This window comes from Vibrio sp. 14N.309.X.WAT.E.F5, from assembly GCF_030397615.1.
GTDB classification, from domain to species: Bacteria; Pseudomonadota; Gammaproteobacteria; order Enterobacterales; family Vibrionaceae; genus Vibrio; species Vibrio lentus.
The window spans coordinates 58,928-81,709 of the sequence record NZ_JAPNXR010000007.1 but is presented as its reverse complement, the minus strand read 5'-3'; the positions used below and the strand labels follow the sequence as shown (position 1 = coordinate 81,709).

General features: G+C 43.6%; 24 protein-coding genes. 11 read left to right on the top strand and 13 right to left on the bottom strand.

Annotated features, from left to right (window positions below; genetic code table 11):
• Positions 1-52: 52 nt before the first annotated feature.
• Positions 53-883, bottom strand: coding sequence for an ammonia-dependent NAD(+) synthetase (nadE, locus tag OW495_RS10145; protein WP_289886310.1), 831 nt, complete (start codon positions 881-883; stop codon positions 53-55).
• Positions 884-992: 109 nt separating this feature from the next.
• Between nadE and OW495_RS10140 the strand changes: the two genes are divergently transcribed.
• Both OW495_RS10140 and OW495_RS10135 read left to right on the top strand, forming a co-directional pair.
• Entirely contained in the window at positions 993-1,514 is a 522-nt protein-coding gene (locus tag OW495_RS10140) for a nicotinate-nicotinamide nucleotide adenylyltransferase (protein WP_017109015.1), read from the top strand.
• A gap of 22 nt (positions 1,515-1,536) precedes the next feature.
• Positions 1,537-2,025, top strand: coding sequence for a hypothetical protein (locus OW495_RS10135; protein ID WP_289886309.1), 489 nt, complete (start codon positions 1,537-1,539; stop codon positions 2,023-2,025).
• A gap of 114 nt (positions 2,026-2,139) precedes the next feature.
• Here OW495_RS10135 and OW495_RS10130 read toward each other — a convergent pair whose 3' ends face one another.
• Positions 2,140-2,766: a hypothetical protein gene (locus tag OW495_RS10130; RefSeq protein WP_017109017.1), complete on the bottom strand. Its 627-nt coding sequence runs from the start codon at positions 2,764-2,766 to the stop codon at positions 2,140-2,142.
• A 175-nt stretch (positions 2,767-2,941) separates the two neighbouring features.
• Here OW495_RS10130 and OW495_RS10125 point away from each other — a divergent pair, with 175 nt between their 5' ends.
• Positions 2,942-4,048, top strand: coding sequence for a 1-acyl-sn-glycerol-3-phosphate acyltransferase (locus OW495_RS10125; protein ID WP_065111429.1), 1,107 nt, complete (start codon positions 2,942-2,944; stop codon positions 4,046-4,048).
• A gap of 124 nt (positions 4,049-4,172) precedes the next feature.
• Here the strand turns inward: OW495_RS10125 and OW495_RS10120 are convergent, their stop codons facing one another.
• Positions 4,173-4,772 (bottom strand): hypothetical protein, encoded by a 600-nt coding sequence (locus OW495_RS10120; RefSeq protein WP_076666941.1) that lies wholly within the window; start codon positions 4,770-4,772, stop codon positions 4,173-4,175.
• Positions 4,773-4,873: 101 nt separating this feature from the next.
• Here OW495_RS10120 and OW495_RS10115 point away from each other — a divergent pair, with 101 nt between their 5' ends.
• Complete coding sequence (locus OW495_RS10115) at positions 4,874-5,173, top strand: YnjH family protein (protein WP_017105617.1); 300 nt, start codon at positions 4,874-4,876, stop codon at positions 5,171-5,173.
• A gap of 39 nt (positions 5,174-5,212) precedes the next feature.
• Here the strand turns inward: OW495_RS10115 and OW495_RS10110 are convergent, their stop codons facing one another.
• Positions 5,213-5,512: a YfcZ/YiiS family protein gene (locus OW495_RS10110; RefSeq protein WP_076666939.1), complete on the bottom strand. Its 300-nt coding sequence runs from the start codon at positions 5,510-5,512 to the stop codon at positions 5,213-5,215.
• Between the two features lie 531 nt (positions 5,513-6,043).
• Here OW495_RS10110 and OW495_RS10105 point away from each other — a divergent pair.
• Complete coding sequence (locus OW495_RS10105; protein WP_017105619.1) at positions 6,044-6,505, top strand: TetR/AcrR family transcriptional regulator; 462 nt, start codon at positions 6,044-6,046, stop codon at positions 6,503-6,505.
• A gap of 406 nt (positions 6,506-6,911) precedes the next feature.
• On the opposite strand, the gene OW495_RS10100 is transcribed toward OW495_RS10105, so the two are convergent.
• The 6 genes from OW495_RS10100 to OW495_RS10075 form a co-directional block, all read right to left on the bottom strand.
• Positions 6,912-7,694 carry a heme ABC transporter ATP-binding protein gene (locus OW495_RS10100; RefSeq protein WP_289886308.1) on the bottom strand — a complete coding sequence of 261 codons (783 nt, stop codon included), beginning with the start codon at positions 7,692-7,694 and terminating at the stop codon, positions 6,912-6,914.
• Positions 7,694-8,731, bottom strand: a complete 1,038-nt coding sequence (locus tag OW495_RS10095; RefSeq protein ID WP_289886307.1) for an iron ABC transporter permease — start codon at positions 8,729-8,731, stop codon at positions 7,694-7,696. Before OW495_RS10095 ends, OW495_RS10100 begins: the two co-directional genes overlap by 1 nt.
• Before the next feature lie 124 nt (positions 8,732-8,855).
• A complete protein-coding gene (locus OW495_RS10090) occupies positions 8,856-9,746 on the bottom strand; it encodes an ABC transporter substrate-binding protein (protein WP_289886306.1) in 891 nt (296 codons plus the stop codon).
• A 148-nt stretch (positions 9,747-9,894) separates the two neighbouring features.
• Entirely contained in the window at positions 9,895-10,308 is a 414-nt protein-coding gene (locus OW495_RS10085) for a biopolymer transporter ExbD (RefSeq protein ID WP_065104527.1), read from the bottom strand.
• Positions 10,305-11,000 (bottom strand): MotA/TolQ/ExbB proton channel family protein, encoded by a 696-nt coding sequence (locus OW495_RS10080; protein ID WP_289886305.1) that lies wholly within the window; start codon positions 10,998-11,000, stop codon positions 10,305-10,307. Before OW495_RS10080 ends, OW495_RS10085 begins: the two co-directional genes overlap by 4 nt.
• Before the next feature lie 2 nt (positions 11,001-11,002).
• Positions 11,003-11,818, bottom strand: coding sequence for an energy transducer TonB (locus tag OW495_RS10075; RefSeq protein ID WP_289886304.1), 816 nt, complete (start codon positions 11,816-11,818; stop codon positions 11,003-11,005).
• Between the two features lie 161 nt (positions 11,819-11,979).
• Here OW495_RS10075 and hutW point away from each other — a divergent pair, with 161 nt between their 5' ends.
• From hutW to OW495_RS10055, 4 genes are all read left to right on the top strand, one after another.
• Positions 11,980-13,389 carry a heme anaerobic degradation radical SAM methyltransferase ChuW/HutW gene (hutW, locus tag OW495_RS10070; RefSeq protein ID WP_289886303.1) on the top strand — a complete coding sequence of 470 codons (1,410 nt, stop codon included), beginning with the start codon at positions 11,980-11,982 and terminating at the stop codon, positions 13,387-13,389.
• A gap of 324 nt (positions 13,390-13,713) precedes the next feature.
• Positions 13,714-14,235, top strand: coding sequence for a heme utilization cystosolic carrier protein HutX (hutX, locus tag OW495_RS10065; protein ID WP_029405101.1), 522 nt, complete (start codon positions 13,714-13,716; stop codon positions 14,233-14,235).
• A 141-nt stretch (positions 14,236-14,376) separates the two neighbouring features.
• Positions 14,377-14,907 (top strand): heme utilization protein HutZ, encoded by a 531-nt coding sequence (gene hutZ, locus OW495_RS10060; protein WP_004731858.1) that lies wholly within the window; start codon positions 14,377-14,379, stop codon positions 14,905-14,907.
• A 113-nt stretch (positions 14,908-15,020) separates the two neighbouring features.
• Positions 15,021-15,563 carry an ATP:cob(I)alamin adenosyltransferase gene (locus OW495_RS10055; protein WP_289886300.1) on the top strand — a complete coding sequence of 181 codons (543 nt, stop codon included), beginning with the start codon at positions 15,021-15,023 and terminating at the stop codon, positions 15,561-15,563.
• Between the two features lie 84 nt (positions 15,564-15,647).
• Here the strand turns inward: OW495_RS10055 and OW495_RS10050 are convergent, their stop codons facing one another.
• A complete protein-coding gene (locus OW495_RS10050) occupies positions 15,648-16,562 on the bottom strand; it encodes a chemotaxis protein (RefSeq protein ID WP_132787748.1) in 915 nt (304 codons plus the stop codon).
• Between the two features lie 170 nt (positions 16,563-16,732).
• Between OW495_RS10050 and ppiC the strand changes: the two genes are divergently transcribed.
• The gene (gene ppiC, locus OW495_RS10045; RefSeq protein ID WP_102351479.1) at positions 16,733-17,056 is read left to right on the top strand and encodes a peptidylprolyl isomerase PpiC; all 324 of its coding nucleotides are present in this window, start codon (positions 16,733-16,735) and stop codon (positions 17,054-17,056) included.
• Between the two features lie 283 nt (positions 17,057-17,339).
• Positions 17,340-18,746 (top strand): alpha-amylase family glycosyl hydrolase, encoded by a 1,407-nt coding sequence (locus tag OW495_RS10040; RefSeq protein ID WP_289886291.1) that lies wholly within the window; start codon positions 17,340-17,342, stop codon positions 18,744-18,746.
• 146 nt (positions 18,747-18,892) lie between these two features.
• On the opposite strand, the gene OW495_RS10035 is transcribed toward OW495_RS10040, so the two are convergent.
• Both OW495_RS10035 and OW495_RS10030 read right to left on the bottom strand, forming a co-directional pair.
• Entirely contained in the window at positions 18,893-20,764 is a 1,872-nt protein-coding gene (locus OW495_RS10035) for a methyl-accepting chemotaxis protein (protein ID WP_004731849.1), read from the bottom strand.
• Between the two features lie 457 nt (positions 20,765-21,221).
• On the bottom strand, positions 21,222-22,592 hold the full coding sequence (locus OW495_RS10030; RefSeq protein WP_065104539.1) for a YjiH family protein: 1,371 nt from the start codon (positions 22,590-22,592) through the stop codon (positions 21,222-21,224).
• Between the last annotated feature and the right edge of the window lie 190 nt (positions 22,593-22,782).

Below are 22,782 nucleotides of genomic sequence, written 5' to 3'. Positions count from 1 at the left end.
CGAAAGTTTACTGAACTTCCGGCCTTTTTGATTCTGAGATTAATTTAGATTATTAATCGTAGATCGTCGGGATTGGCTGACGTTTGTGTTGTGTCGCTTTGTAGATGCTTACTAAGCGGTCTGACACATCTTGAGGTACTTCTTTGCCTTCAAGGAAATCATCAATCTGATCGTAAGAAAGGTTTAAGGCTGCTTCATCGGCTTTCTGTGGATCAAGCTCTTCTAGATCAGCAGTGGGTACTTTCTTAACAAGTTGCTCTGGAGCGCCCAGGGTTGCTGCAAGCTCACGAACTTGGCGTTTGTTCAAACCAAACAGTGGTGCTAAATCACATGCGCCGTCACCGTGCTTAGTGTAGAAGCCAGTGATGTTTTCCGCTGAGTGGTCAGTACCAATCACCAGACCGCCAACGTAACCAGCAATTTCGTATTGTGCGATCATGCGAGCACGAGCTTTCACATTGCCTTTCACAAAGTCGATTTTTGCAGAATCTGTTGGTAGTAAGCCTGTGCCTTCTAAAGCCACGTGAGAAGCTGCGTGAAGCCCGTCAACACCCGCTTTAATGTTGATAGAAACTGATTGAGAAGGCTCGATGAAAGACAAAGCAAGCTGTGCTTCGTCTTCATCTTTTTGCTCGCCATAAGGTAGGCGAACCGCGATGAATTGATAATCGTTGCTGCCAGACGTCTCATTTAGGCTGTTAACGGCCATTTGCGCTAGGCGACCACATGTCGTTGAGTCGACACCGCCGCTGATACCTAGGATAAGAGACTTACATCCAGATTGTTGAAGTTTAGTTTTGATAAAATCCACGCGACGAGTCACTTCAAAGTGAGGGTCGATAGAAGGTAGTACGCGCATTTCGTCACGAATTAACTGTTCCATTCGTATTCCTTTCCTGCAAGCAAATTAAAAATCTAGTGTTATCATACCTAAATCATCCGATTTAAAAACCTCTTTGCACAAGCTTAGAAAGAGAAGGCAGCAATAAACCATGGAAAAAATAGCCATTTTCGGTAGTGCGTTTAATCCACCGAGCTTAGGTCATAAAAGTGTGATTGATTCACTGGCTCACTTCGACAAAATTCTACTCGTTCCAAGCATTGCTCATGCTTGGGGAAAAGAGATGCTAGACTTTGATACGAGATGTCAGTTAGTTAACGCATTTATTAGTGATCTTTCACTGGATCAAGTTGAGCTTTCTTTGATCGAAAAGAGTTTATTTACCCCAGGTGAAAGCGTGACCACTTATGCAGTACTCAGCGAGCTTCAAAATTTATATCGTGACGCGGAACTCACGTTCGTTATTGGACCTGACAACTTCTTTAAGTTTTCTTCTTTCTATAAATCAGATGAGATTACCGAGCGATGGTCTGTGATGGCTTGCCCTGAAAAAATTAAAATTCGAAGCACCGATATTCGCAATGCTTTGCAAAATGGGAGCAATGTGGCAAAACTGAGTACAAAGTCAGTTACAAAGATATTGCAAGACAGTGGACTGTATACAATAATGTAAATTCACTAATTCAAGAGGTCTGATGACTATGCTAAAGCGCGCGATACCAGCGACGATGATCATTGCAGCATGCAGTATGCCTGCTCAAGCTGATTGTGATTTCTTTAGTTTAGATTCGATCATGCTGACTTCTGATGATGAAAACAGCTGCTTAGACTTCTCTTCGAGTATTGAGTCTTTTGGCCAACGCATGATGGAAATCAGCGGGCTAAGTGATGAAGAGCCTGAAGCTCCAGACTACTGGTCTGATTGGGTTCTTCAAAGCAAAGACACGCCACTGTTAACTCAGAGCCTTGAATCCAACTATGTTGGTTTGGGTATGTGGTTCCCAGAAGACCTTGAAGATGAGCAGTATGATATGTCGACTGAAGAGTGGTTGATGAATCATGGCCTTCAACTGAGCATCGGTTTTGGCGAGAAAGTCGACGGGCAACCTCGTATGCGCTTTGATTACCGCTGGCATGATTCACGAGACGCAGACCTTATGATGCAGATTGAATTGCCATTCTAGATAGCTAGTCATTAATCTACGTTTAAATGCTAAGAATTAAAAAAGCCGCAAAAACTGAGTTTTTGCGGCTTTTTAGTATCTAGTTTGTTGCTTTCAATATCAGCTATCGCCAAGCTATAAATCTTCACCAAAAACAAGCATGCACAGTTGTTCGAACTCTTCTTCTTTCCCAGAGAACAAATCATCAATCACAAGTGCACGTTTTTGACCTGATTGCATGCGTTTTTTCGCTTCGCGCATGACCATCACCAAGGTGTGTTCTTGTGGCAGATTTGAATCATCAATGTTCCACTGATTGAATCGCTGAGACAGAGCACTTTCACAAAGCAGTGGTTTAAACGACAACACTTCTTGCTTCAATACAGAAAGCATATCTTTAAACGCTTGTTCCGTATTATTGGCATTGGAAGTACGAGCTTTGGTTTGCTCTAGCTTTTCTAGTAGCGCCGAAGAGAGGTTAGTTTGCGTGATGTAACCCGCTTGTCTTGGGAATGAATCCGTCAAGCGAACCGAAAAATCGACACGATTAACCTGTGTATTCGGGAAATAGGTCAGTGAAGTTAAGCAGTCATAAGGAACCCAAATACTTTGACCGGGTTCAACTGCGTACTCTTGTTTACCGAGCTTTATTAAAACCAAACCACTCTGAACCGATACAAGGCTATGTTTTAGTACTTTCTTGCGAGGTGTGATCACCAAGTGTGAAAAGTAAGCCGATGTATATTCAATAGCGAAGTTCATAGATAGTACCTTAGTTTTGGGACGTCAAGATTACCGCTAATCTTAAAGAATGCCAACAATAACAGGGGATTTTCAATCTTTCTGGTCTGACCTTGTCAAAAGTATGGGTTCTGTAGCTGCGAGAAGTCAAAACAACGCGTAGAATGAGCCAGCTATTTATTATATGAATTAAAAAATGACCTCTCCGACCGATCCATATGTTGATATTCGTCCTTACGGCGATGATGAAATCCCAGCGGCACTAAACCGTCTTATTAATGATGAAGAATTTATCAGTGCGATCCTGCACTATCGTTTTTCAAACCATGCGTCTTGGTTTAAAGCATTAATGAGCCCGATCTTACGCGTTTACTTGAAAATGAAATGGAGCAAGCTGACCAGCGTTGAATCCATTCAGATTGAAGTTAAAAAGTACTTACGCGACACGCTAGCTAAGACTACCAATGGTGTTACATACACTGGCGTAGAGTCACTGGATGCGAATCAAGCTTATTTGTTTGTTTCTAACCATCGTGATATCGCTATGGATCCTGCACTTGTTAACTACGCTCTGCATCAAAATAACCACCAGACTTGTCGTATCGCTATTGGTGACAACCTGCTGAAGAAGCCATGTGCGACTGAATTGATGCGTCTGAACAAAAGTTTCATCGTAAAACGTTCTCTAAAAGGGCCACGTGAAATGATGAAAGCTCTAGGGCAGTTGTCTTCGTACATTAAGCACTCTCTAGAAACAGGTAACTCTATTTGGATCGCTCAGAAAGAAGGTCGTGCAAAAGACGGCAATGATTTCACAGAGCCAGCAATTCTGAAGATGTTCCATGTTGAAGGGCGTAAGCAAAAAATCGCATTTCCTGAGTACGTGAAATCATTGAAGATCGTTCCTGTGGCTATTTCATACGAAAACGATCCATGTGACACAGCGAAAGCAATAGAGCTTTTTGAGAAAGACGTAAACGGCAGTTACGAAAAAGGTGAGTTTGAAGATATCGAAAGTATCATTCAAGGTATCATCGGTAACAAAGGACGTGTTCATGTCGGCTTCGGTCAAGTTATCGATCAAGATTTTGAAACGCCAGAAGCGCTTGCTGAAGAGATCGACCGCCAGATCCATGACAACTACAAACTTTTTCCTGTGAACCTGCTTGCTGCAGAAAAAGATGATGAGTCTATTACAGAAGTCGTTAAGAAAGAGTTTGAAGAAAAGTTATCAGGCCTGCCTAAAGGTGCTCGTCAGTACTTAATCGATAGCTATGCGAACCCAGTGAAGAACATTGGCTAGGTCGCATAGCCGATAACCAACAAGAGATTGAATTGAAAAAGGAGCCTAAGGCTCCTTTTTTGTATCTGTGTGTTGGTCTTTTCTCTAAACGCCAAAACCAAATAACCCATTAGTCGGGCTGAACTTAGCGAGCAACCGCGCCACCAAGATCTAAATTGGTTGGCCACGTGGTAATGGTGTTACCACCGAGGTAGATGTTTCCTTTTACTGTCATCGTATCGGGGAATGCAGTAATCGCAGAGCCACCTATATATAAGTCTCCATCAATGACTATCCCATTCGGGAGCTCCGTTAAAGGAGTGCGAATCACACTGAGGTCGCCTTTCACTCGAAAACCGTTAGGCAACCTTTGAAGCGGCGTATCGGTCAGGTTAATAAACCCTCCAACTCTGACGCCTCTCGGCCAACTGGTGATTTGGCTACCAATCAAGTCGGCATAGCCTTTAATCTTTACCCCCGACGGAACTCGGGCGAGTTGGCTGTTCCCGCCTTTAAGGCTGCCGTTTACTTCTAACCCTTTGGGTAGGCGTGTTATCGCAGTATTTTCTATATTGAGGTTGCCATCGACCACTAAACCCGTAGGAAGCGACGTGTAAGGTTTATTTCGTAAATATAAGTTTCCGTAATTATCGAGATGGTTCAATATTTGATACTGATCGAGTGGTTCTGCGGCTACATTTGTTATGGTTAAAGAACCAATAATAAGTGCAATTATTCGGAGCATAACAAGCTTCTTATTACGAAAGACGTTAACACTATAATGAAAAAACTATTCTCGCATAGTGTTTTACTCATTTGTTGGTAGATAAAAAGGTATAGAGCACAATGAAAGGTGAATCTGTGATTGAAATAAAGCGTCAAATTCTAAAAGGTTTTGTGATTTTAACCTCTGTGTTTTGTTCAGTATCAGCGAATGCTAATAAAATAATATCCACGCCGGCTAAGGCTGCTGTCGTTGTCACTCAGAGCGGTTCACAGCAACGAGTTTGTTATTATGATGATAAGGCATATAGTCTTGGTGCTGTCGTTGAAGTTTCAGGTGTTTTGATTCGATGTGCTGCTGAAAATGATTTTGAGACCAATGGTGCACTAGGGTGGATTGAAATTATAAAAAAAGACGAGTAATAAACTCGTCTTTTAGTGATATGAATATTAGTGCTTAAATTAACGCGCTAGAGAGCGAGTCTTAAGTTCGAAAATAATCTTCTCGGCACTTACTTCAAATTTAAAGCGTGCATGTAATTCCGTGCTCTCTTCTGTCATCTCTGACGCTTCAAACTCGACATTGCTAGACACTTGCTTAGCTAACTCAACGTACTTAGCAAACTCAGTTTCAATAAGGGCTTTAGAGCTACCGTAAACAGTTACCTCAGCAACCTCATCGCCTTCTTTAATGATGAAACCGATCTCTCCTGCGCAGCCGCAAGCCTCACATACATCATTGTTACCAACATCTTGGCTCATAAATAATCCTCTTACAAAATCTGAGGTTATTCTAACGAGCAATTTGATCTGTATCTACAAAAATTAAAATCTTTGAACTAATTTACACTGGTATGCTATGTTGTTTGAACAGAGGTGAAATTAATATGAACATTCGCGGCGCAAAATATCTATGTGATCTTGATCATGTTTTGCTGAAGATTAATGTTATTAATTTGTCAGAATATCATTCACTTAGTTGCGTCAGGAATGATTTTATAAGACTATCTATCGCTTGATAGGTATTTATACAATGAATTTTTCGTTGGGTATTTCATATTCTAAGTCGTTATTTAAAATTACTGGCTTAGGATCGTAAGGTGGTTATTCGAAGAATAATTAGACTAAGCGTCCAAAGAGGCGTCACTGTCGAATTGTTCGTACATAGTATTTGTGTGAATGTAGTTATAAATACTTGCGATAAAACACCTTGCTCACATAATGCTGATAACGATTTGCATTCTGACTTCAATTGACTGAGTTAGATGGATTTACAAAGAGAAGAGCCTGAATATGCCAAAGCGTAGTAAAGAAGATACAGAAATCACTATCCAGAAAATCATGGATGCCGTTGTAGACCAGCTATTGAGATTGGGTTACGACAAGATGTCATACACGACGTTGAGTCAGCAAACGGGCGTTTCTCGTACAGGTATAAGCCACCACTTTCCAAAGAAAACAGACTTTACAGCAGCGCTAGACGGTCGAATCTTCAAGATGTTCATGGAACACATTGACTTCGAAAATGGTCTTGATGCATTCTCTGCTAGTTGGGTTACAGCACTTGAAGACGCTGAATTCCTAGCAATCTTACGTTTACTTTTCCATCATATCGTTACTGCTGAAAGCGCACATGAGTTTGCAGCAAACGGTATTGATCGTCTTTACAAGCTAACTGAAACTCAATTTGGTGATACTAGCGGTAAAGAACTAGAGTGGTTGATTGGTAAATCATTGATTCGTATGAGCCAATAATCAACACACAATGAAAGAAGCTCCTAAGGGAGCTTTTTTTGTGCCTGCCATTTCACTTCTCCTATCACTTCTTCTCGTTTTTCTGTCGTACGTATACCGTTTTACCAATCTTTGCATTTGTGTTGAATGGCGTTATTTCTTTTCTTTTTAAATGCTTACGTTCGCGCCTTATACTTTTACTCTATTGCGGAAAGCTAAGTAACATCAATTGATAATGTTGTTTTCTAGAGCCTCAAACGTTCAGAGTGAGACGTTTGAGGGGTTATTGCTGTGGTCACTAACAAAGTTGAGTTTAAGGCGAGAGAGGGGCTATGAGCCAATAAAAAGCCTCGTACAAATCGAGGCTTTGAATGACGTCATTGTTATTAGGAACGAATACTCAAAATGAGAAGCTCCTAAATCGAACTTATTGGGCGGGGTGAACTTGAGGGAAGCTCATGGTTGGGTGCTTTTCTACAATACTTGTGTAGCCGTACACATCTTCAATCATCGAAGGCTTAAGTGCTTCCCAAGGGCTGCCATCGCACACCAAATTGCCATCTTTCAATACCACTAATCGATCGGAATACTGCGCGGCTAAGTTGAGATCATGCAAAACTACGATAACCGCGGCATTGTGGTTGTCGGCTAACTCTCTCGCGATCTTTAAGGTGTTGTGCTGGTGGGCAAGATCCAGTGCTGATGTGGGTTCATCGAGCATCAAGATACATTGGTCACCAGAATAGTGAAGTTGGGTTAGCACTCGAGCCAAGTGAACACGCTGTTTTTCACCGCCAGATAGCGAAGGGTAGAGCCTTTCACTCAGGTGAGTCACATCAGCAATATCCATTTTTTGGTTAGCGATGCTGGTGAGGTTTTTGTTGGACTCTTGCAGAGGGATACCACCAAGCTCGACAACTTCATGCGCCAAAAATGGGAAGGTCAACGTACTATGCTGAGGAAGCATAGCCAAGTGCTTTGCCAGCTTTTGAGAAGGCCACTTGTCTTTGGTGTGTCCAAAATATTGAATATCACCGGTGCTCGAAATCTCTTGGCATAAGGCTTTAAGTAGAGTGCTTTTCCCTGCGCCATTTGGCCCAAGCAGTGTCGTTACCTTTCCTGCTTCAATCTCAATAGAAACACCATCTAATATCACTTTACTACCGAACTTCACTTCGATGTCGGTCGCTTTTAACGCTGAAGGAAACATTAAAGGATTCTCCCTTTCTGTTGAAATAGAAGGTACAAGAAGAATGGAGCACCGATAATCGCAGTGACAATTCCCACTGGTAGCTCTGCTGGTGCAAGTACCACGCGTGAGAACATGTCTGCAGCTGTTAATAGTAATGCACCTAGTACCGCTGAAAGGGGCAACAGAATTCGGTGATCTGGGCCAGCTAACATGCGACCTAAGTGAGGGATAACAAGGCCGATGAAGCCAATCATGCCAGATAGGCTAACCGTGACGCCAACGCCTGCGGCCGTCAGTAGAATCAATCTTCGCTTGAGCTTCTGTACTGGGATACCAAGATGCTGTGCTTCTGATTCCCCAAGTAGCAGCGCGTTCAGTGACATAGCTTGACGATAGAAAATAACAAACAATCCAACGAGCGTGACAGCAGCAAGCAAAATGCCAGACCACTTAGTGCCCGCTAATGACCCCATTGACCACAATGAAAGATCACGCAGCATTTGGTCATCAGCAATGAAATTCAAGAAGCCAATACCTGCGCCTGATAGTGCACTGATCGCTACACCCGCTAACAACATAATGGTGACTGAAGTGCCGAATTTGCCTGTACCTAGCTTATATACGAGCAGCGTGGTTAAGGCTCCGCCTAGAAAGGCAAATATAGGCACAGCTGCAAAGTTCATGAAAGCGGGGTATTGCAGTGAAAGCTCAGAGAAAAGCACGATGGCTAATGCTGCACCTAATGAGGCTCCGGCAGACACGCCGATGATTCCTGGCTCGGCAAGTGGGTTTCGAAATAAGCCCTGCATTACCGCGCCACACAAAGCGAGAATTGCGCCGATTAGCATGCACAATATCGTTCTGGGTAAGCGAATTTCTTGAATTACCAAATTAATGTGAGGTGCTAAGTCATTATTTGGTTGGAGCAGGCTGGCTGCGCTGTCAGCCAAGCTAATGTTCATTGGCCCAACAGTGATCGAGTACAACGCGACGAAGACTAAGGCAGCTCCTAGGCCTAACATCGATGTTTTCAGTGGGACGGATCGTAGCAACATAAAGGGCCTCAATGTCTATCACTAGCTTCAATACTTATCACCGATTTCGAAAAAAATGAGACGGTGATGAGCATTAAGCAAGCAACAGTAGAAATAGGGTAGTCGAGTTATAGCGGTAGATAAGTTATAGCTGATAAATAAGTGCGTTTAATCGCTTCGCTTCAGAAAGGCTTTCAAGACCAAGCCCTCCAACTAAAGCGCTGCCCTTCACTGTAATGATTTGCTTGTTCATGCCTGCTGGCGTCGCCGCTAGCATAGGTAACGACTTAAGAATGGCATCAGCGCCGCCCATTTTCTGGTAGCTACGGCCGCTCACTAAGATGACATCAGGCTGCATTTCTACCAGTGATTCCATCGACAGTGGTTTGTAAGACGTTAGGCTTTGAGCAGCAGGGTTAACACCGCCAGCTAATTCAATGATCGCGTTGGGTGAAGTCTCACCACCGGCAACGTTCGCAGGGCGACCTTCATGCAGTAACAGGAACAGAACTTTCTTCGCTTCGTTGTTTGGCACTTGGTTCGCTTTCAGTGCTGCGATCTTTTGATTAACTTCGGCTTTCACTTGCTGAGAGTGGTCTTCGGTATGGGTGATCTTTGCGATTTGGTCGATACGCTTTAATAGCCCTTCCACGTTTGCTTCAGTGTTCACGATCTCGACATCGACGCCTGCCGACTTTAATTGAGAAATGGCGTTGTCTGGCCCCATCTCATCTGAGCCGATGAGTGTCGTTGGTTCTAAGGCAATCAAGCCTTCAGCAGATAAGTTTCTGTGGTAACCAATCTTCGGTAGATTCTCTGATTGAGGGAAGTGACTGGTCACATCAATTGCCACTAGCTGCTCTTCAGCACCCAGAGCTAAAACCAATTCGGTAACAGCGCTACCCGCACTGATGATTCGAGGGTGTTCTACGTCATTGGCCATTGCCGTTGGCGCAGTCAGTACCAAGCTCATTGCTGCTACTGAAAGGAGATGTCTCTTGGTCTTTAATTTATTGAGCACGTTTAAGTTGTTCATAATCATTTCTTTATATTATCTATTTGTTTCGCGAAGATTCTCAGTGAGCAGTCCGTTCGCATTGTGAGTTCGTATCGATAGAGAGGTTTAGCTCTGGCTATTGGGTCTTAGTAACTAGAGTTTAACCTCATGAAAATAGAGAGTTGTTCTAGCCATCTTCGGTGAGCAATTGGGTTGCGGGTATTCCATTCTCTTGAAGGAACGACAGCAACTTCACTAGGTTCTCAACGTTGGCAGCTTTATCCGCGCCAATGATGATCGGCTTTTTATCCGCTGAACCTGTTTCTTCGAGTAAGGCAATTTTGAAGTTTTCCCAGTCGATGTACTCTCTGCCGTTAATCGCCCAGTAAGGTTCGCGATCTAAGATATTGACGCTTATCGAATCTTTATGAACTTCAGAAACGTTCTTAATATCAGAGCTTGGTAGTTCGACTTCTAATGACTCCAACTTCACCGATGCTGTCAGAAGCAGGAAAACCATCACGATAAAAATGATGTCGAGCAGCGGTGTTAAATCTGGCGCTAAACTTTGTGTTTGAGATGAGTGGGGCGTTTTAATCATGCTTGGCTCACATCACCGACTTTGTTTACTGATGAGCCTTTAGTCTCGTCAGGGTGATTGGTTTGAATCGACATACCTTCTAGCCACACATTCACATAGTTCAGAGTATGTTCTAACTGAGCCAGTACTCGGTCGGCCCATAACCCAAGCAGTTGAGCGCCAGAGATCGCAGGAAGCGCAATCATCAAGCCTGCCGCTGTGGTTCTCATTGCTAAGCCAAGGCCGTCAGCTAGATCGTTCGGTGTAATACTGCCGGTTGTAGCAGCAACCCCTTTGAACATCTCAATAAGTCCAAGTACCGTACCAAGTAGGCCAATTAGCGGGCTAATTACGCCGATTAAACCAAGCAGCCTCAATCCGGCATGAAGCTGGTGGCGTTTTTCTTGTAGCCAGATTCCTGCTGCATCTTCACGTAATCCTTTTGAGAAAGAGTGGTGAGCAAGCAACATCGACACGCCCTTGTACAGTAGCGGTCGTTTTCCTGAGATAGATTGTGCTAATGCTTCGATCTCTTTGCTGTTGGTTGGTGAGATCTGGTTGAGCTCTCGACGAATGGCGCGTTTGCCAACACCAATGCTTAACATCACTTGGAAGACACGTTCAGCGATGATCATTGCTGTTAGTGCAGAACAGATGAGAAGAGGCCAAGTCATTAAGCCAAGTTGATCTTGTAAGTAACTGATTTGTTGCATGATTAATCCAACCTAAAACGAACAGGTATTTGTACACGGTGAGCAATCGCTCGACCATTGACAGTGTGAGGTGAGAATTTCCATTGTTTAATGGCGTCTAAAGCGGCGTTGTCGAGCATTAGTGCGCCTGATGAATTTACTAATGCTTGTTTAATTTGTTTGCCTTCTGCGTCTAACCAGACCTCATAAGTTGCGACACCTTCAACGCCACGACGTCTAGCTTGGCGTGGGTAATTCGGTGGTGTCGGGCGTGAAGAAAAAGAGGGCTTAGTGACTAATATGGGCTCTTGGTTTGATACGCCTTGGTTTACTTCCTGAGGTTGGTTGGCAGACTCGGTCAGATTTCTATCGACTTTCTTGTCGGCCAGTTTTTCTGGTTGAGGCGTTGGTTTGGACTTTGGCTCTGGTTTTAGTTCTGGGCGTTTTTTCTTAACGACCTTTTTCTCTGGCACCGGTTTCTTTTGGATCGGTTTCTTTTCAACAACCTTTTTCTCTACTTTCTTGGGTTGAGGCTTGTTGGTGATCGCTTTTTTCTTTGGCGTCGGTTTGGCTTGTTTAGGCTCAACGGCCTTGGGTTCGACAGGTTTAGGTTCAGCTTGTGAGACGGTTTCTTTGATTGGTTCTGGTTCAACCGGCTCTGTGATGGTTTTTTGTTGAGCCGGGGAAGGCGTGTTCTTAGGCGTGAAGTTGATCGATACCGTGTTCGATTGGCTACCTGCAGGCATCGCAAATACTTTGGATTCTTGAGCGACAAACAATAGTGCCGCATGAATCACTAACGATGCACCGCCTGCAATAACATATCTAGGAACGTTCACATTCAATCCTTTACCAAATCTAAAATCTGTACCGGATTATTGCTTAGAATCTAAATAAGATCAATTATCAATTGCATTATCATTTGCGTCTATTTATGATTCTCTCAGTTTTTAGCGAATAGTCTTCCAGACTTTGCTATGTAAGTGTTTAGAGAGATTATATGAGTCTTGATATCTATAAATTTGACGAATCAATTCTGGGTGTTTCTAGCCCTGATCCGCTTCGTTTTGCGTTTGCGAAAAAGCATTCTGCACATGCCGGAGGAAGTTCAATTCCGGTCGATCCGAGCAAGAAGTTGGAGCTCTTTGATGAACTGATGCTAAGTGAAGGGAAAAAACAGGATAAACGTTGCTTGTATATCCATATTCCTTTTTGTCGTGTGCGCTGTACGTTTTGTAACTTTTTCCAAAATGCCGCTAGCCGAAAATTAGTGGATGAGTATTTCGATGCGCTGATGGTTGAGTTGAAGCAAAAAGCCAAAACCCCTTGGGCTCAGTCTGGATTGTTTCATGCGGTCTACATTGGTGGTGGAACACCTACTGACTTGTCTCCTCAACAAGTCGAGCAGTTAGGCAAGGCTATTCGCCAATATTTCCCACTAGCAAACGATGTGGAAATGACCTTGGAAGGGCGCATCAATCGCTTTGGCGACGAGATGTTTGATCGTGCGCTTGAAGGTGGTTTCAATCGCTTCTCATTTGGTATTCAAAGTTTCAACACTCAGGTTCGACGCAGTGCCAAGCGCTTAGATGACCGTGAAGTGGTGTTGGAACGTATCAGTGCTTTGAGCCGCACCGAGCAAGCTCCCATCGTTCTGGATTTGCTGTACGGATTACCATACCAGTCTATGGAAGTGTTCCAACAAGACTTAGAAGATTACATGTCTACTGGTTCTCACGGTATTGACCTCTACCAACTGATTGTTGGGGGTAATGCTCCTATGCTTAATCTAGTTGAGAAAGGAAAAATTCCACCACCAGCGAATACGCCAGATAAAGCGAGCATGTACTTGGCGGGCGTCGAGTTCATGGCAAAAAATAAGGTTAAGCAACTGAGCGTGAATCACTGGACTCGTGATAACCGAGAACGCAGCATTTACAACAGCTTAGCGAAAACTTATGCCGAAGTTCTGCCGATTGGTTGTGGTGCTGGTGGCAACATCGGTGGTCATGGAGTGATGCAACATCGAACTTTAGACAGTTACATGGAGTCTATAAAGCAAGGTCAATTACCTATTGCGATGATGACGAAGCAAAGCTCACTAGAGCCAATCTTCTCGACATTAAAGGCAGGCTTTGACTCTGGTGTTGTTAGAAGAAGTACGTTGCCGACCTTTATGGGACAAGATACGTTCGATTACTTGAAGCCTCTCTTCTCACATTGGGAGAAGAATGGTTTGGTTGAGCTTTCAGAGAATTACCTGAGCCTGACTATTGCTGGTAGCTTCTGGGCAGTAAGCCTTGCTCAGAGTGTGATTCAAGTGCTTAACGCTGAATATCAAGCGATGCACCCAGCACCGAAAGCATCAGGTTCAGGCGTTCACCCGCATGCAAGTTTGAAGCACGCTTAATATCGAATTTTTAGTTTATACCTAGGGCGTGTTGACCTTTCGAGGTTAAATTTTGTTCGAGATAAAAGCGTTTTAATCGCGGCGAGGGGGAAGAAGCCTAGTCATTCTAAGCAAATCTCCCTCAACAAAGAGTAGAACGCTTTTAGCCGAACCCTTCGGGCAGCGTTTGCTGGTCATTTCTACTACGTTATTGGCTTCTCATGTAGGCTAGCTACACATCAAAGCCTCTGCCTTGTATAAATACCCAGCAACTCGCTGCAAAAATCAGCTCGAGAGATCAACACGCCCTAATGTCAATTACTCGTTTATACGGACACATATTCAATGACAGATACAACATTAGAAATGACAGAAACCCTAGAACAAAGCGTAGCTCGAATTCTAGAAGAAGAGCCAAAACTATTGCCGACAGCAATTGCTGAAAAGCTAGGTGTTTCAGAAGTTGAAGTGGTTGCTGCTTTTCCAAACGACATGGCAGTGATGCTAGATGGTAGCCGTGCTCAAGAAATTCTAGAAGGTTTAGTGGGTTGGGGCCCAGTGACTACAATTATGCATTCATTCGGCTCAATCTTCGAAGTAAAAGCGCCTTTCCCTAAAGGTAAAGTCGCGCGTGGTTACTACAACTTGATGGGCAAAGAGGGCGAACTTCATGGCCACCTGAAACTCGACAACATCAAACATGTTGGTTTGGTGAGCAAGGCGTTCATGGGTCGTGAAAGTCATTACTTCGGTTTCTTCAGTGAAACAGGCGAGAACATTTTTAAGATCTACCTAGGTCGCAATGAAAAGCGTGAGCTTATTGCCGACCAAGTAGAACGCTTCAAAGCACTAAAAGAACAAGCTTAAGCAGACTTAATGGCAAGCTTAAATTAGGTTGCCAACTCGTTTAAACAGTACATCAATGCTCGAGGATCGTTTAGTTCGCTAATGATCGCTCAACCTCGAGCAAACATAATAAATCAGAGAAAGTGAAGAAAGGAATTACCCATGGAACAGCAAGTAAAACAAGAACGTCTACAAGGTCGCCTAGGTCCAGAAATTAAAGAATTTCGCCAAGAGCGCCGTACCCTTCAACTTGCAACGGTTGATGAAGAAGGTCGCCCGAACGTAAGTTACGCGCCTTTCGTTCAGAACCAAGAAGGTTACTTTGTTCTAATTTCTGATATTGCTCGTCATGCTCGTAACTTGAAAGCAAACCCTCAAGTGTCTTTGATGATGATTGAAGATGAAGAAAGCTCGAAGCAGTTGTACGCACGTAAGCGTTTAACGTTTGATGCTCAAGCAAGTGTTGTAGAGCGTGAAACGGAGCTTTGGACTCAAGTGATCGGCCAGATGCAAGAGCGTTTCGGCGAGATCATTGATGGTTTGAGCCAGCTTCAAGATTTCTCTCTATTCAACCTTAAAGCTGAGAATGGCCTGTTCGTAAAAGGCTTTGGTCAGGCTTACCAAGTGTCTGGTGATGATCTGGTGGATTTCGTTCACCTGCAAGAAGGCCACAAAAAAGTATCTAACGAGTAATCTCGTTTAACCGATTTCTTCAGGAGCCCTCCAATGTGAGGGCTTTTTTATGTCTAAATCAAAGAGTTTGGTATATTGGCGTTTGATTAACATTTATGAGTAAGGATCGGTACGTGAAACCAGTAAGTCGAGATTGGGATGAGTTCTGTTACCCGTTTATTTATGAAGACAGTCCTATCTGTGATTTTGAGATTCTGTCGGACGAACTTTGTTGTCGAGTTGGGTTGGTGCTGTCTTTGGAATTGGAGCCTCAGGTTCGCGAGATACTGCAACGCCTGCAGCCGAACCTCTATCACTTGAATGGTTCTGTACGTGGGAAATTAGCCATCACCGAGTCTGAATTGGTCGAGCTCAAACAAGATTATCATCACATTCGCGATCAGCTAGAAGGTGGTTTCAAAGGGTTTGTTTTGCCCGGTGGGCACCGAGTATCCAGCGAGCTTCATTTGTGTCGCTGCCAGGCTAAAAAAGTCGTGCGAGCATTGGTGAGTATTGAACATCATGAAAGCAAAAAATCGCCAGACCCGATTCTTTTTAAATATGCTAACTTAGTGGCAAACACACTCTATGCATTGGCGTCGTTTACCAATCATGTCAATGAAGTCGAAGAAGTGGAATTTGTAAGTAAGAGCTATTCTATGCCAAAGAAATCTTAAGGCAGAGCTCTACACTGATTCATTTCTAATGCCTAGAAGCTAAACCGTTAAGCATGATGCTAGGTTTAGCTTCTAAAGCAGAGCTTAAGCAGCGGTAGAGGCTTCGTTTAAGACTTTGGCACCGCGTAGCATGGCTTCGATTAGCTCGCCCGCATTGAACTTCTCAAGTGCTTCATGAGCACCGACCTGATTGGCGCGATCGACACAGATCTCACTCGATAGTGAAGTATGCAGAATACAGTAAGCATGACTCAGTGCGCTGTCGTTTTGCACTTCAAACGCAAGTTCGTACCCATCCAGTCCTGGCATCTCAATATCACTTACTAGAAGATCAATCGCATTGCCTACGCTAGCTTGGCGTCGCATCAGGTCGATCGCATCTAAGCCGTTATTACAAATGCTGTAAGGGATGTTGATGCTGTCTAAGGCATCTGATAGCTGTTTACGCGCAATCAAAGAATCATCCACCAATAAGATATTCAGCGCCTTGAGGCGTTCCCTTTCGACATCAGTCAGCATTGGAATATGCGCGTTTTCATATGCAGGGTAGATCTTAGAAAGCAGAAGCTCCACGTCGAGCATTTGCACGATACGATCTTCAAAGCGAGTAATTCCTGTCACAAACACATTACGACCAACACTCGCGGGTGGCGATTCAATGCTCTTCCAGTCACACTCTATGATCTTATCAATTGAACGAACCAAGAATGCGACGACGGTTCTTAAACAATCGGTGACGATGAGCACACAATCTTGGTACTCCGAGGGTGTGATAGGGCGAAAACCAATCGCAGCAGACATATCAATGACAGGAACCGTAAGGTCGCGGATGGTCACGGTACCAATCACATGGTGATGAGAGTAGGGGATCTGGGTCATTGGCTGGAAAGGGACGATTTCTCTGACTTTAAGCGTGCCTATCGCAAAACTTTGAGTAAGGGATAATTTGAACATCAACATTCCCTGAGACTGACTCGCTTTACTGATCGGTTTGGCCATAAGAGGCTCCTACTTAATACGCGCTTAATTTATAAGGATTAATTTAAAGGGAAATGGAAGCCGCAGCAAGTCACTATGCGGTTTTTAAAGGGCTTTAAGGCAGTTGTTTTCGGTTATAGAGTGAAGAATGGCGGTTCTTGGGTTAAAATCACGCTAAATACTCGCTGTCGATGAATGTAAGTCGGCAAGTAGACAGCAACAAACTGAGAATTATCATGGCAAGAACAGCAGCAGCGCTTCATATTTTGGTGAAGCATAAAGAACTAGCAGAAGACATCATCACGCAGCTTAAAAAGGGCGCTAAATTTCAAACGCTAGCGAAGAAGCATTCAACGTGTCCATCGGGCAAAAAAGGCGGCGACCTTGGCGAATTCAAAAAAGGCCAAATGGTGCCTCAGTTTGATAAGGTTTGTTTTTCTGGCGAGACGCTTGTACCACATCTTGTAAAAACAAAATTTGGCTGGCACGTAGTTAAGGTTCTTTACAGAACTTAGTAATTAATATGTGTTAGATTGAATAAAAGGAGCGTATATACGCTCCTTTTTTGTGACCTTTTGGCGCATTTAAAAGCACAATGGCTGAGTGTTCATCCCAGACGTTATGCGATAATTTCTGCTACGCCCTCAACTATCCGCCGTGACTAATCGGTGGGAGGAGGAGGGTTTTTAATGAGTAACTCATATAATAAATACCATTCTTAAGGAAATTTATGCAGCTTTGCCTTTTAGCCTTTGTCTTTATCTAGAAAGCTGTAAACGAGTTTGGTAGGAGAACAATATGGAGAGTTCAGCTATGTTAAGCAACCCAGCGACAGATGTCATATTGCATGCTTTTGACTGGTGCTACGCTGACGTAATGAAGAACGCCCCACTGATCCAAGAGTTGGGTTATAAATCTGTTTTAGTATCACCGGCGATGAAGTCGTTACGCGGACCTAAAGGCTGCGACCGTGATTCTGGCACCCAATGGTGGCAGCGCTATCAACCACAAGATTATCGTGTGATTGATAATCAGCTGGGTGACACGCAAGATTTCACTGCGATGGTGAACACGTTAAAGCAACACGGCCTTCGTACCTATGTGGACGTCGTATTTAACCACATGGCCAATGAGTCGGGTATCCGTGGCGATTTAACGTATCCAAATCAGCAAGACATGGCGTCTTATCAAGAAGATGCTGACTATTACGAATCCATACGTTTGTTTGGCGATCTCTCTAAGCCTTTATTTGATGAAAACGACTTTGTTGAAGCGTTTGGTATCAAAAACTGGAAAGACACTTGGGAAGTACAGAACGGACGTATTACTGGTGGAGTTAGTGACCCTGGTTTGCCAACGCTGTTAGACAACGACAATGTGGTCGCGCAGCAGAGAGCTTACCTAAAAGCCTTAAAAGAGATTGGCGTGAAAGGGTTTCGCATAGACGCAGCGAAACACATGACACTGTCACATCTACGCAAGGTGTGGACTGATGATATTTGCGAAGAAATGCATATCTTTGGCGAGATCATTACTGATGGTGGTGCGACCAAAGAAGAGTATGAGTTGTTCCTTGAGCCTTACCTCAAACACACTCGCTTAGGCGCTTATGATTTCCCTCTGTTCAATACTATCTTCAAATCCTTTGAAGAGCAGGGCAGCTTTAAATCTCTGATCAACCCTTACTGTTTTGGTCAGGCGTTATCGAATATGCGAGCAATCACTTTTGCCGTCACTCATGATATTCCAAATAATGAAGTATTTTTGGATCACGTAATGGGTGAAGTTGACGAGCGATTAGCTCACGCTTTCATTCTTGGTCGAGATGGCGGTGTGCCGCTTGTTTACAGTGAACTAAGTACCAGCGGTATTCTGGATCAGAACGGTCAGGCTCGTTGGCTTAACGATTGGCAAGCGCCTTACATGAAAAACATGATTCAGTTTCATAACCATGTTCATGGCGAAGCGATGCGTGTGGTTGAGGCAAATGATGATTTGCTGGTGTTTGTCCGTGGCGACAAAGGCATTGTGGTGATCAACAAGTCGAAGCGAAGTAAAACGGCATCACTGACTTGGACTGGTACAGTAACGGATTTATTGTCTGGTGCAGTGTTTGATTGTGTCGATAAGACGCTAACCATTCAGGTTGAATCTAATCAATGCATGATGCTGACGACCAATGAGTTCGAACCTGTGATGAGTTAAGTCTGATAGGTTAGAAAGAGAAGTCGAAAAAGAAAGACCCGTTTACTAGCATCTAGTAAACGGGTCTTTTGTTTTTTAGGTTCTTGGCTGAACGTTAGTTAAGCTATGTGTTGGTTAAGCTAAGCGCTGATTAACACAAACTTCTGTTAAACCGTGAACTTGTTCAATAGTTCATCCTGTGCACGAACATTGTCAGTTTGTACCTGCATTGCCGTGTTTGCTTCTTGAGCTGCGTTGGATACTTGTGTTGAAAGGTCTTTGATCTTAACTGTGTTGTTGTTGATCTCTTCCGCTACTAAGCTCTGCTCTTCTGCTGCTGAAGCAATTTGAATATTCATATCAGAGATACGCTGAATCGCGTCACGGATGCGGTCAAGTGAAGAGTTTGCTTGTTGAGCGCGTTCAACGGCGTCAGTGGCTGTGTCTTTACTTTGGTTCATCGCGTTCGATACTGAGCTTGCACCCGCTTGGAGTTGCTCGATCATGTTGCGGATTTCAGTGGTCGATTCTTGAGTACGTTGTGCCAGAGTTCGAACTTCATCGGCAACGACTGCGAAGCCACGACCAGATTCACCAGCACGTGCTGCTTCAATCGCTGCGTTCAATGCGAGTAGGTTAGTTTGGTCTGCAATATCGTTGATTACTTTTAGAATCGTTTCGATATTGGCTGTTGCTGATTCCAGTACTTGTACTTCTGCAACCGCTTGGTCGATACGAGCTGAAAGGTTATCAATCGCTTGAGTGGTGTCACTGACGACAGATGTGCCGTCTAGCGTTGCTTCGTCAGCTTCACGGGCTGCTGCTGCTGCGCCTTGAGCGTTATTCGCGACTTCAGTTGCCGTGACCGCCATTTCGTTCATTGCGGTTGCTAACTGCTCTAGTTCCTGCAGTTGCGTGTTCATCGCGTTTGCTGATTCGCCTGCGCCTTTAACCGTGATTTCAGTACCACGCTTAATCTCAACACCAATCGCTTTTGATTGAATGATCTGATTTTGCAGATTTTCAGTAAAGGTATTGAAACCTTTTGCTAGGTCAGAGAACTCTTGGTCTGTGTTGGTATCTAGACGCTTAGTTAAGTCACCTTGACCGCTCGCCACATCTTGAATTGCTTGGTTAAGCACATCAAGTGGACGCATTAACACACGAATCAAAACAGTCAGTGCAATGATGCTGAGAATAACCGCAATCAACGAGTAGATCATTGAGCTGTTTTTCAAATCTTCAACGGTTTGGTAAGCGATCTCTTCATCAAGGATTGCACCTATGTACCAATCTTCACTTGGGATGTGAGTGAAGTTCACTAGGAACATCTTGCCGTCGACTTCAATTTCTTGAGAGCCTTCACGAATGCTTGCTTGTGGCATGTAGCTTGAAAGCATTTCGCCATTGTTTTTCGCATTCGGGTGAGCAATCGTTGTGCCGTCGGCAGTGACTAAGAATAGGTAGCCAGCATCGAACAAGTTCACTTGGTTTACCAATGTCGCAAGGTTAGTCAATTCTAGGTCGTAGAACATACCTGCCGTGAAGCGGCCGTTGTCTTTAACGGGAGTGCCCACTGATATGATGACTTTCTTGCTTGATGCATCCACATAAGGAGCGGTAACAACTAAACTGTTTTTGGATTTAGCATCAATGTACCAAGGGCGAATTCGAGGGTCGTAATCTGGACCAGCTTCCCAACCGTCATCATTTTCAATAACGAAACCGTTTGCTTCGTAACCAAAGCCAACCGCTAGGAAGCTGCTTTTAAGCTTTGGCTTTTCTAATATTTCTTTTACGTAAGTACGATCTTCAGGGTTGATCTCGATGACTTCAGTCGTCGATTGAGCCAACGCTTTCTTGGCGTTCATCTCTGATTCGACGGTATTTTTAACGCCAGAGACCATTTCTTTCAGGCTTGCATTGACGTGGTTTTCTACAGCACTTCTTACAGTGTAAAGTTGTTGTATTGAAAGCAATGATACTGTCACTAGCAGCAAGGCTGATGATGCAGCAACCACCTTATGGCTAAATTTCATTGAGTTTTCCCCTTCTCACAGACTTTGCGAAGACTAAAGTTAATCGTATTTTTGTAATTATATATATCGACTAGATTGAAATTTACTTGAGTTTAATTTCACAAAATAGACTACAAAAATACAACAACCCACACAATGCAAAATTCACTTATTTACATATTTGTTACTTTTGTTATTTGGTTCAATGAGTTGAAGAATTGGTTTAATCGGAGTGTAAGGGCATTAAGAATGTATTAATTTAGCGTTTATGTGTGTTGTTTTCTATTCTCAGACGAGAAGGAAGGTAAACAGATATGAAATTAAATGATATGCCAATTTTATATATTGGCTGTATTTCTGGTGGGTGGGTGAATGTATTTTAAGCGGGTAGGGAATGTATTGACTGGCAATAAAAAGCCCCACAAAAGTGAGGCTTTATAAAATAGTTCTTAATTACGCTATATCAGTAGGGTCTAATTTAGAATATTAGATGTGCTACACCAGCGATAACCGGAAGTGTAATTAACGTACGCAGAATAAAGATAATAAACAGTTCTAAGATGTTCACTGGAATCTTACTGCCTAGAAGCAGAGCGCCTACTTCAGACATGTAGATCAGCTGAGTTACCGACATTGCTGCAATAACAAAGCGAGTCATCTCGTTGTCGATAGAAGCTGCAAGGATTGCCGGGATAAACATGTCTGCAAAACCAACCACGATGGTTTCAGATGCTGCAACCGCTTCAGGAACACCAAGTAGCTCTAGGAATGGAATGAAAGGTTGACCTAGGAATGAGAATACTGATGTGTATTCCGCAATAACCAGTGCCATCGTACCAAGGCCCATCACCACAGGCAGTACGCCAAATACCATATCCACGGCGTTACGGATGCCTTCAGCAAATACTGACTTAGCAGACTTAACTTGTGATGCTTTGTTTACTGCTAGCTCAAGACCCCAAGAGAACGTTGAGTGACCCGCTGGGATCGCGTCAGCGTCTTTGTGAGGCTTGCTGCCATCAATGAAGGTGTCTTTCTTCATGCTTAGTGGCGGAAGGCGAGGGATGATTACCGCAGCCACAATACCCGCTAGACAGATTGCTGCGTAGAAAGGCAGGAATAGGTGCTCCAGTTCTACTTGAGCAATAACGACAAGACTGAACGTAATAGATACTGCTGAGAAAGTGGTACCAACAACCGCAGCTTCACGCTGAGTGTAGAACTTCTTCTCGTACTGTTTACTTGTAAGAAGGATACCAACGCTGCCATCACCTAACCAAGAAGCCATACAGTCGATAGCACTACGACCTGGCAGGTTGAAGATTGGGCGCATCACTTTACTTAGCAAAGTGCCGAATAGTTCTAGCAGACCAAAGTTAAGCAGCAGTGGCAGTAGTAAACCTGCAAAGATAAATACTGAGAACAGTGTTGGAAGTAGGCCTTCTAGTACGAGACCACCAGTGTTTTCTTCCCAGATAAACTCAGGGCCTACTTGGAAGAAAGCCATGAATGCAGCAGCACCGCCGATAAGACGAACCAACAACCAAAGTGGAGATGGGTTGAAAAGACCGTTTAAGAAAGAGCTTGATGTAATGAATGTAGGTTTGAAAATGGTGCTTAAAACGGAAGCTACAGACATGAAAGCAACGATTGCAGTGATAATAGAAACTAAGTATTCACCAAAAACCGCTTGAATTGATTTCGCTAGAATAGCGACAGGGATCGTTAGATCACCTTGGTAGCTGATTGGAGCCATGAAAAGGAACAAACCAATCAGAGATGGGATTAAGAAAACCCAGAAACTGCCTTTAGATTTCTCTGGTTGAGCAGTATTCGTGTTGTTAGACATGTTAATTGTTCTCGTATTTCTACATGTAAAAAAGCCATATCCTTGGCGTTTTTATTCTCTAAACATCCGTATTTTCTCACTGGCTGCAAGATTACCCAGTATTGATAGTGCTTGCAATACTATTCATCAAATATCGCTAACTATTCACACTGGTTATTCTGCAACTCATTAAGAGTTTAGAATAAAGTGT

What these genes read in the sequence shown, in the direction of transcription:
- nadE (WP_289886310.1), bottom strand. Translation starts at nt 883, where the DNA reads ATGGAACAGTTAATTCGTGACGAAATGCGCGTACTACCTTCTATCGAC.
- OW495_RS10140 (WP_017109015.1), top strand. Translation starts at nt 993, where the DNA reads ATGGAAAAAATAGCCATTTTCGGTAGTGCGTTTAATCCACCGAGCTTA.
- OW495_RS10135 (WP_289886309.1), top strand. Translation starts at nt 1,537, where the DNA reads ATGACTATGCTAAAGCGCGCGATACCAGCGACGATGATCATTGCAGCA.
- OW495_RS10130 (WP_017109017.1), bottom strand. Translation starts at nt 2,766, where the DNA reads ATGAACTTCGCTATTGAATATACATCGGCTTACTTTTCACACTTGGTG.
- OW495_RS10125 (WP_065111429.1), top strand. Translation starts at nt 2,942, where the DNA reads ATGACCTCTCCGACCGATCCATATGTTGATATTCGTCCTTACGGCGAT.
- OW495_RS10120 (WP_076666941.1), bottom strand. Translation starts at nt 4,772, where the DNA reads ATGCTCCGAATAATTGCACTTATTATTGGTTCTTTAACCATAACAAAT.
- OW495_RS10115 (WP_017105617.1), top strand. Translation starts at nt 4,874, where the DNA reads ATGAAAGGTGAATCTGTGATTGAAATAAAGCGTCAAATTCTAAAAGGT.
- OW495_RS10110 (WP_076666939.1), bottom strand. Translation starts at nt 5,512, where the DNA reads ATGAGCCAAGATGTTGGTAACAATGATGTATGTGAGGCTTGCGGCTGC.
- OW495_RS10105 (WP_017105619.1), top strand. Translation starts at nt 6,044, where the DNA reads ATGCCAAAGCGTAGTAAAGAAGATACAGAAATCACTATCCAGAAAATC.
- OW495_RS10100 (WP_289886308.1), bottom strand. Translation starts at nt 7,694, where the DNA reads ATGTTTCCTTCAGCGTTAAAAGCGACCGACATCGAAGTGAAGTTCGGT.
- OW495_RS10095 (WP_289886307.1), bottom strand. Translation starts at nt 8,731, where the DNA reads ATGTTGCTACGATCCGTCCCACTGAAAACATCGATGTTAGGCCTAGGA.
- OW495_RS10090 (WP_289886306.1), bottom strand. Translation starts at nt 9,746, where the DNA reads ATGAACAACTTAAACGTGCTCAATAAATTAAAGACCAAGAGACATCTC.
- OW495_RS10085 (WP_065104527.1), bottom strand. Translation starts at nt 10,308, where the DNA reads ATGATTAAAACGCCCCACTCATCTCAAACACAAAGTTTAGCGCCAGAT.
- OW495_RS10080 (WP_289886305.1), bottom strand. Translation starts at nt 11,000, where the DNA reads ATGCAACAAATCAGTTACTTACAAGATCAACTTGGCTTAATGACTTGG.
- hutW (WP_289886303.1), top strand. Translation starts at nt 11,980, where the DNA reads ATGAGTCTTGATATCTATAAATTTGACGAATCAATTCTGGGTGTTTCT.
- hutX (WP_029405101.1), top strand. Translation starts at nt 13,714, where the DNA reads ATGACAGATACAACATTAGAAATGACAGAAACCCTAGAACAAAGCGTA.
- hutZ (WP_004731858.1), top strand. Translation starts at nt 14,377, where the DNA reads ATGGAACAGCAAGTAAAACAAGAACGTCTACAAGGTCGCCTAGGTCCA.
- OW495_RS10050 (WP_132787748.1), bottom strand. Translation starts at nt 16,562, where the DNA reads ATGGCCAAACCGATCAGTAAAGCGAGTCAGTCTCAGGGAATGTTGATG.
- ppiC (WP_102351479.1), top strand. Translation starts at nt 16,733, where the DNA reads ATGAATGTAAGTCGGCAAGTAGACAGCAACAAACTGAGAATTATCATG.
- OW495_RS10040 (WP_289886291.1), top strand. Translation starts at nt 17,340, where the DNA reads ATGGAGAGTTCAGCTATGTTAAGCAACCCAGCGACAGATGTCATATTG.
- OW495_RS10035 (WP_004731849.1), bottom strand. Translation starts at nt 20,764, where the DNA reads ATGAAATTTAGCCATAAGGTGGTTGCTGCATCATCAGCCTTGCTGCTA.
- OW495_RS10030 (WP_065104539.1), bottom strand. Translation starts at nt 22,592, where the DNA reads ATGTCTAACAACACGAATACTGCTCAACCAGAGAAATCTAAAGGCAGT.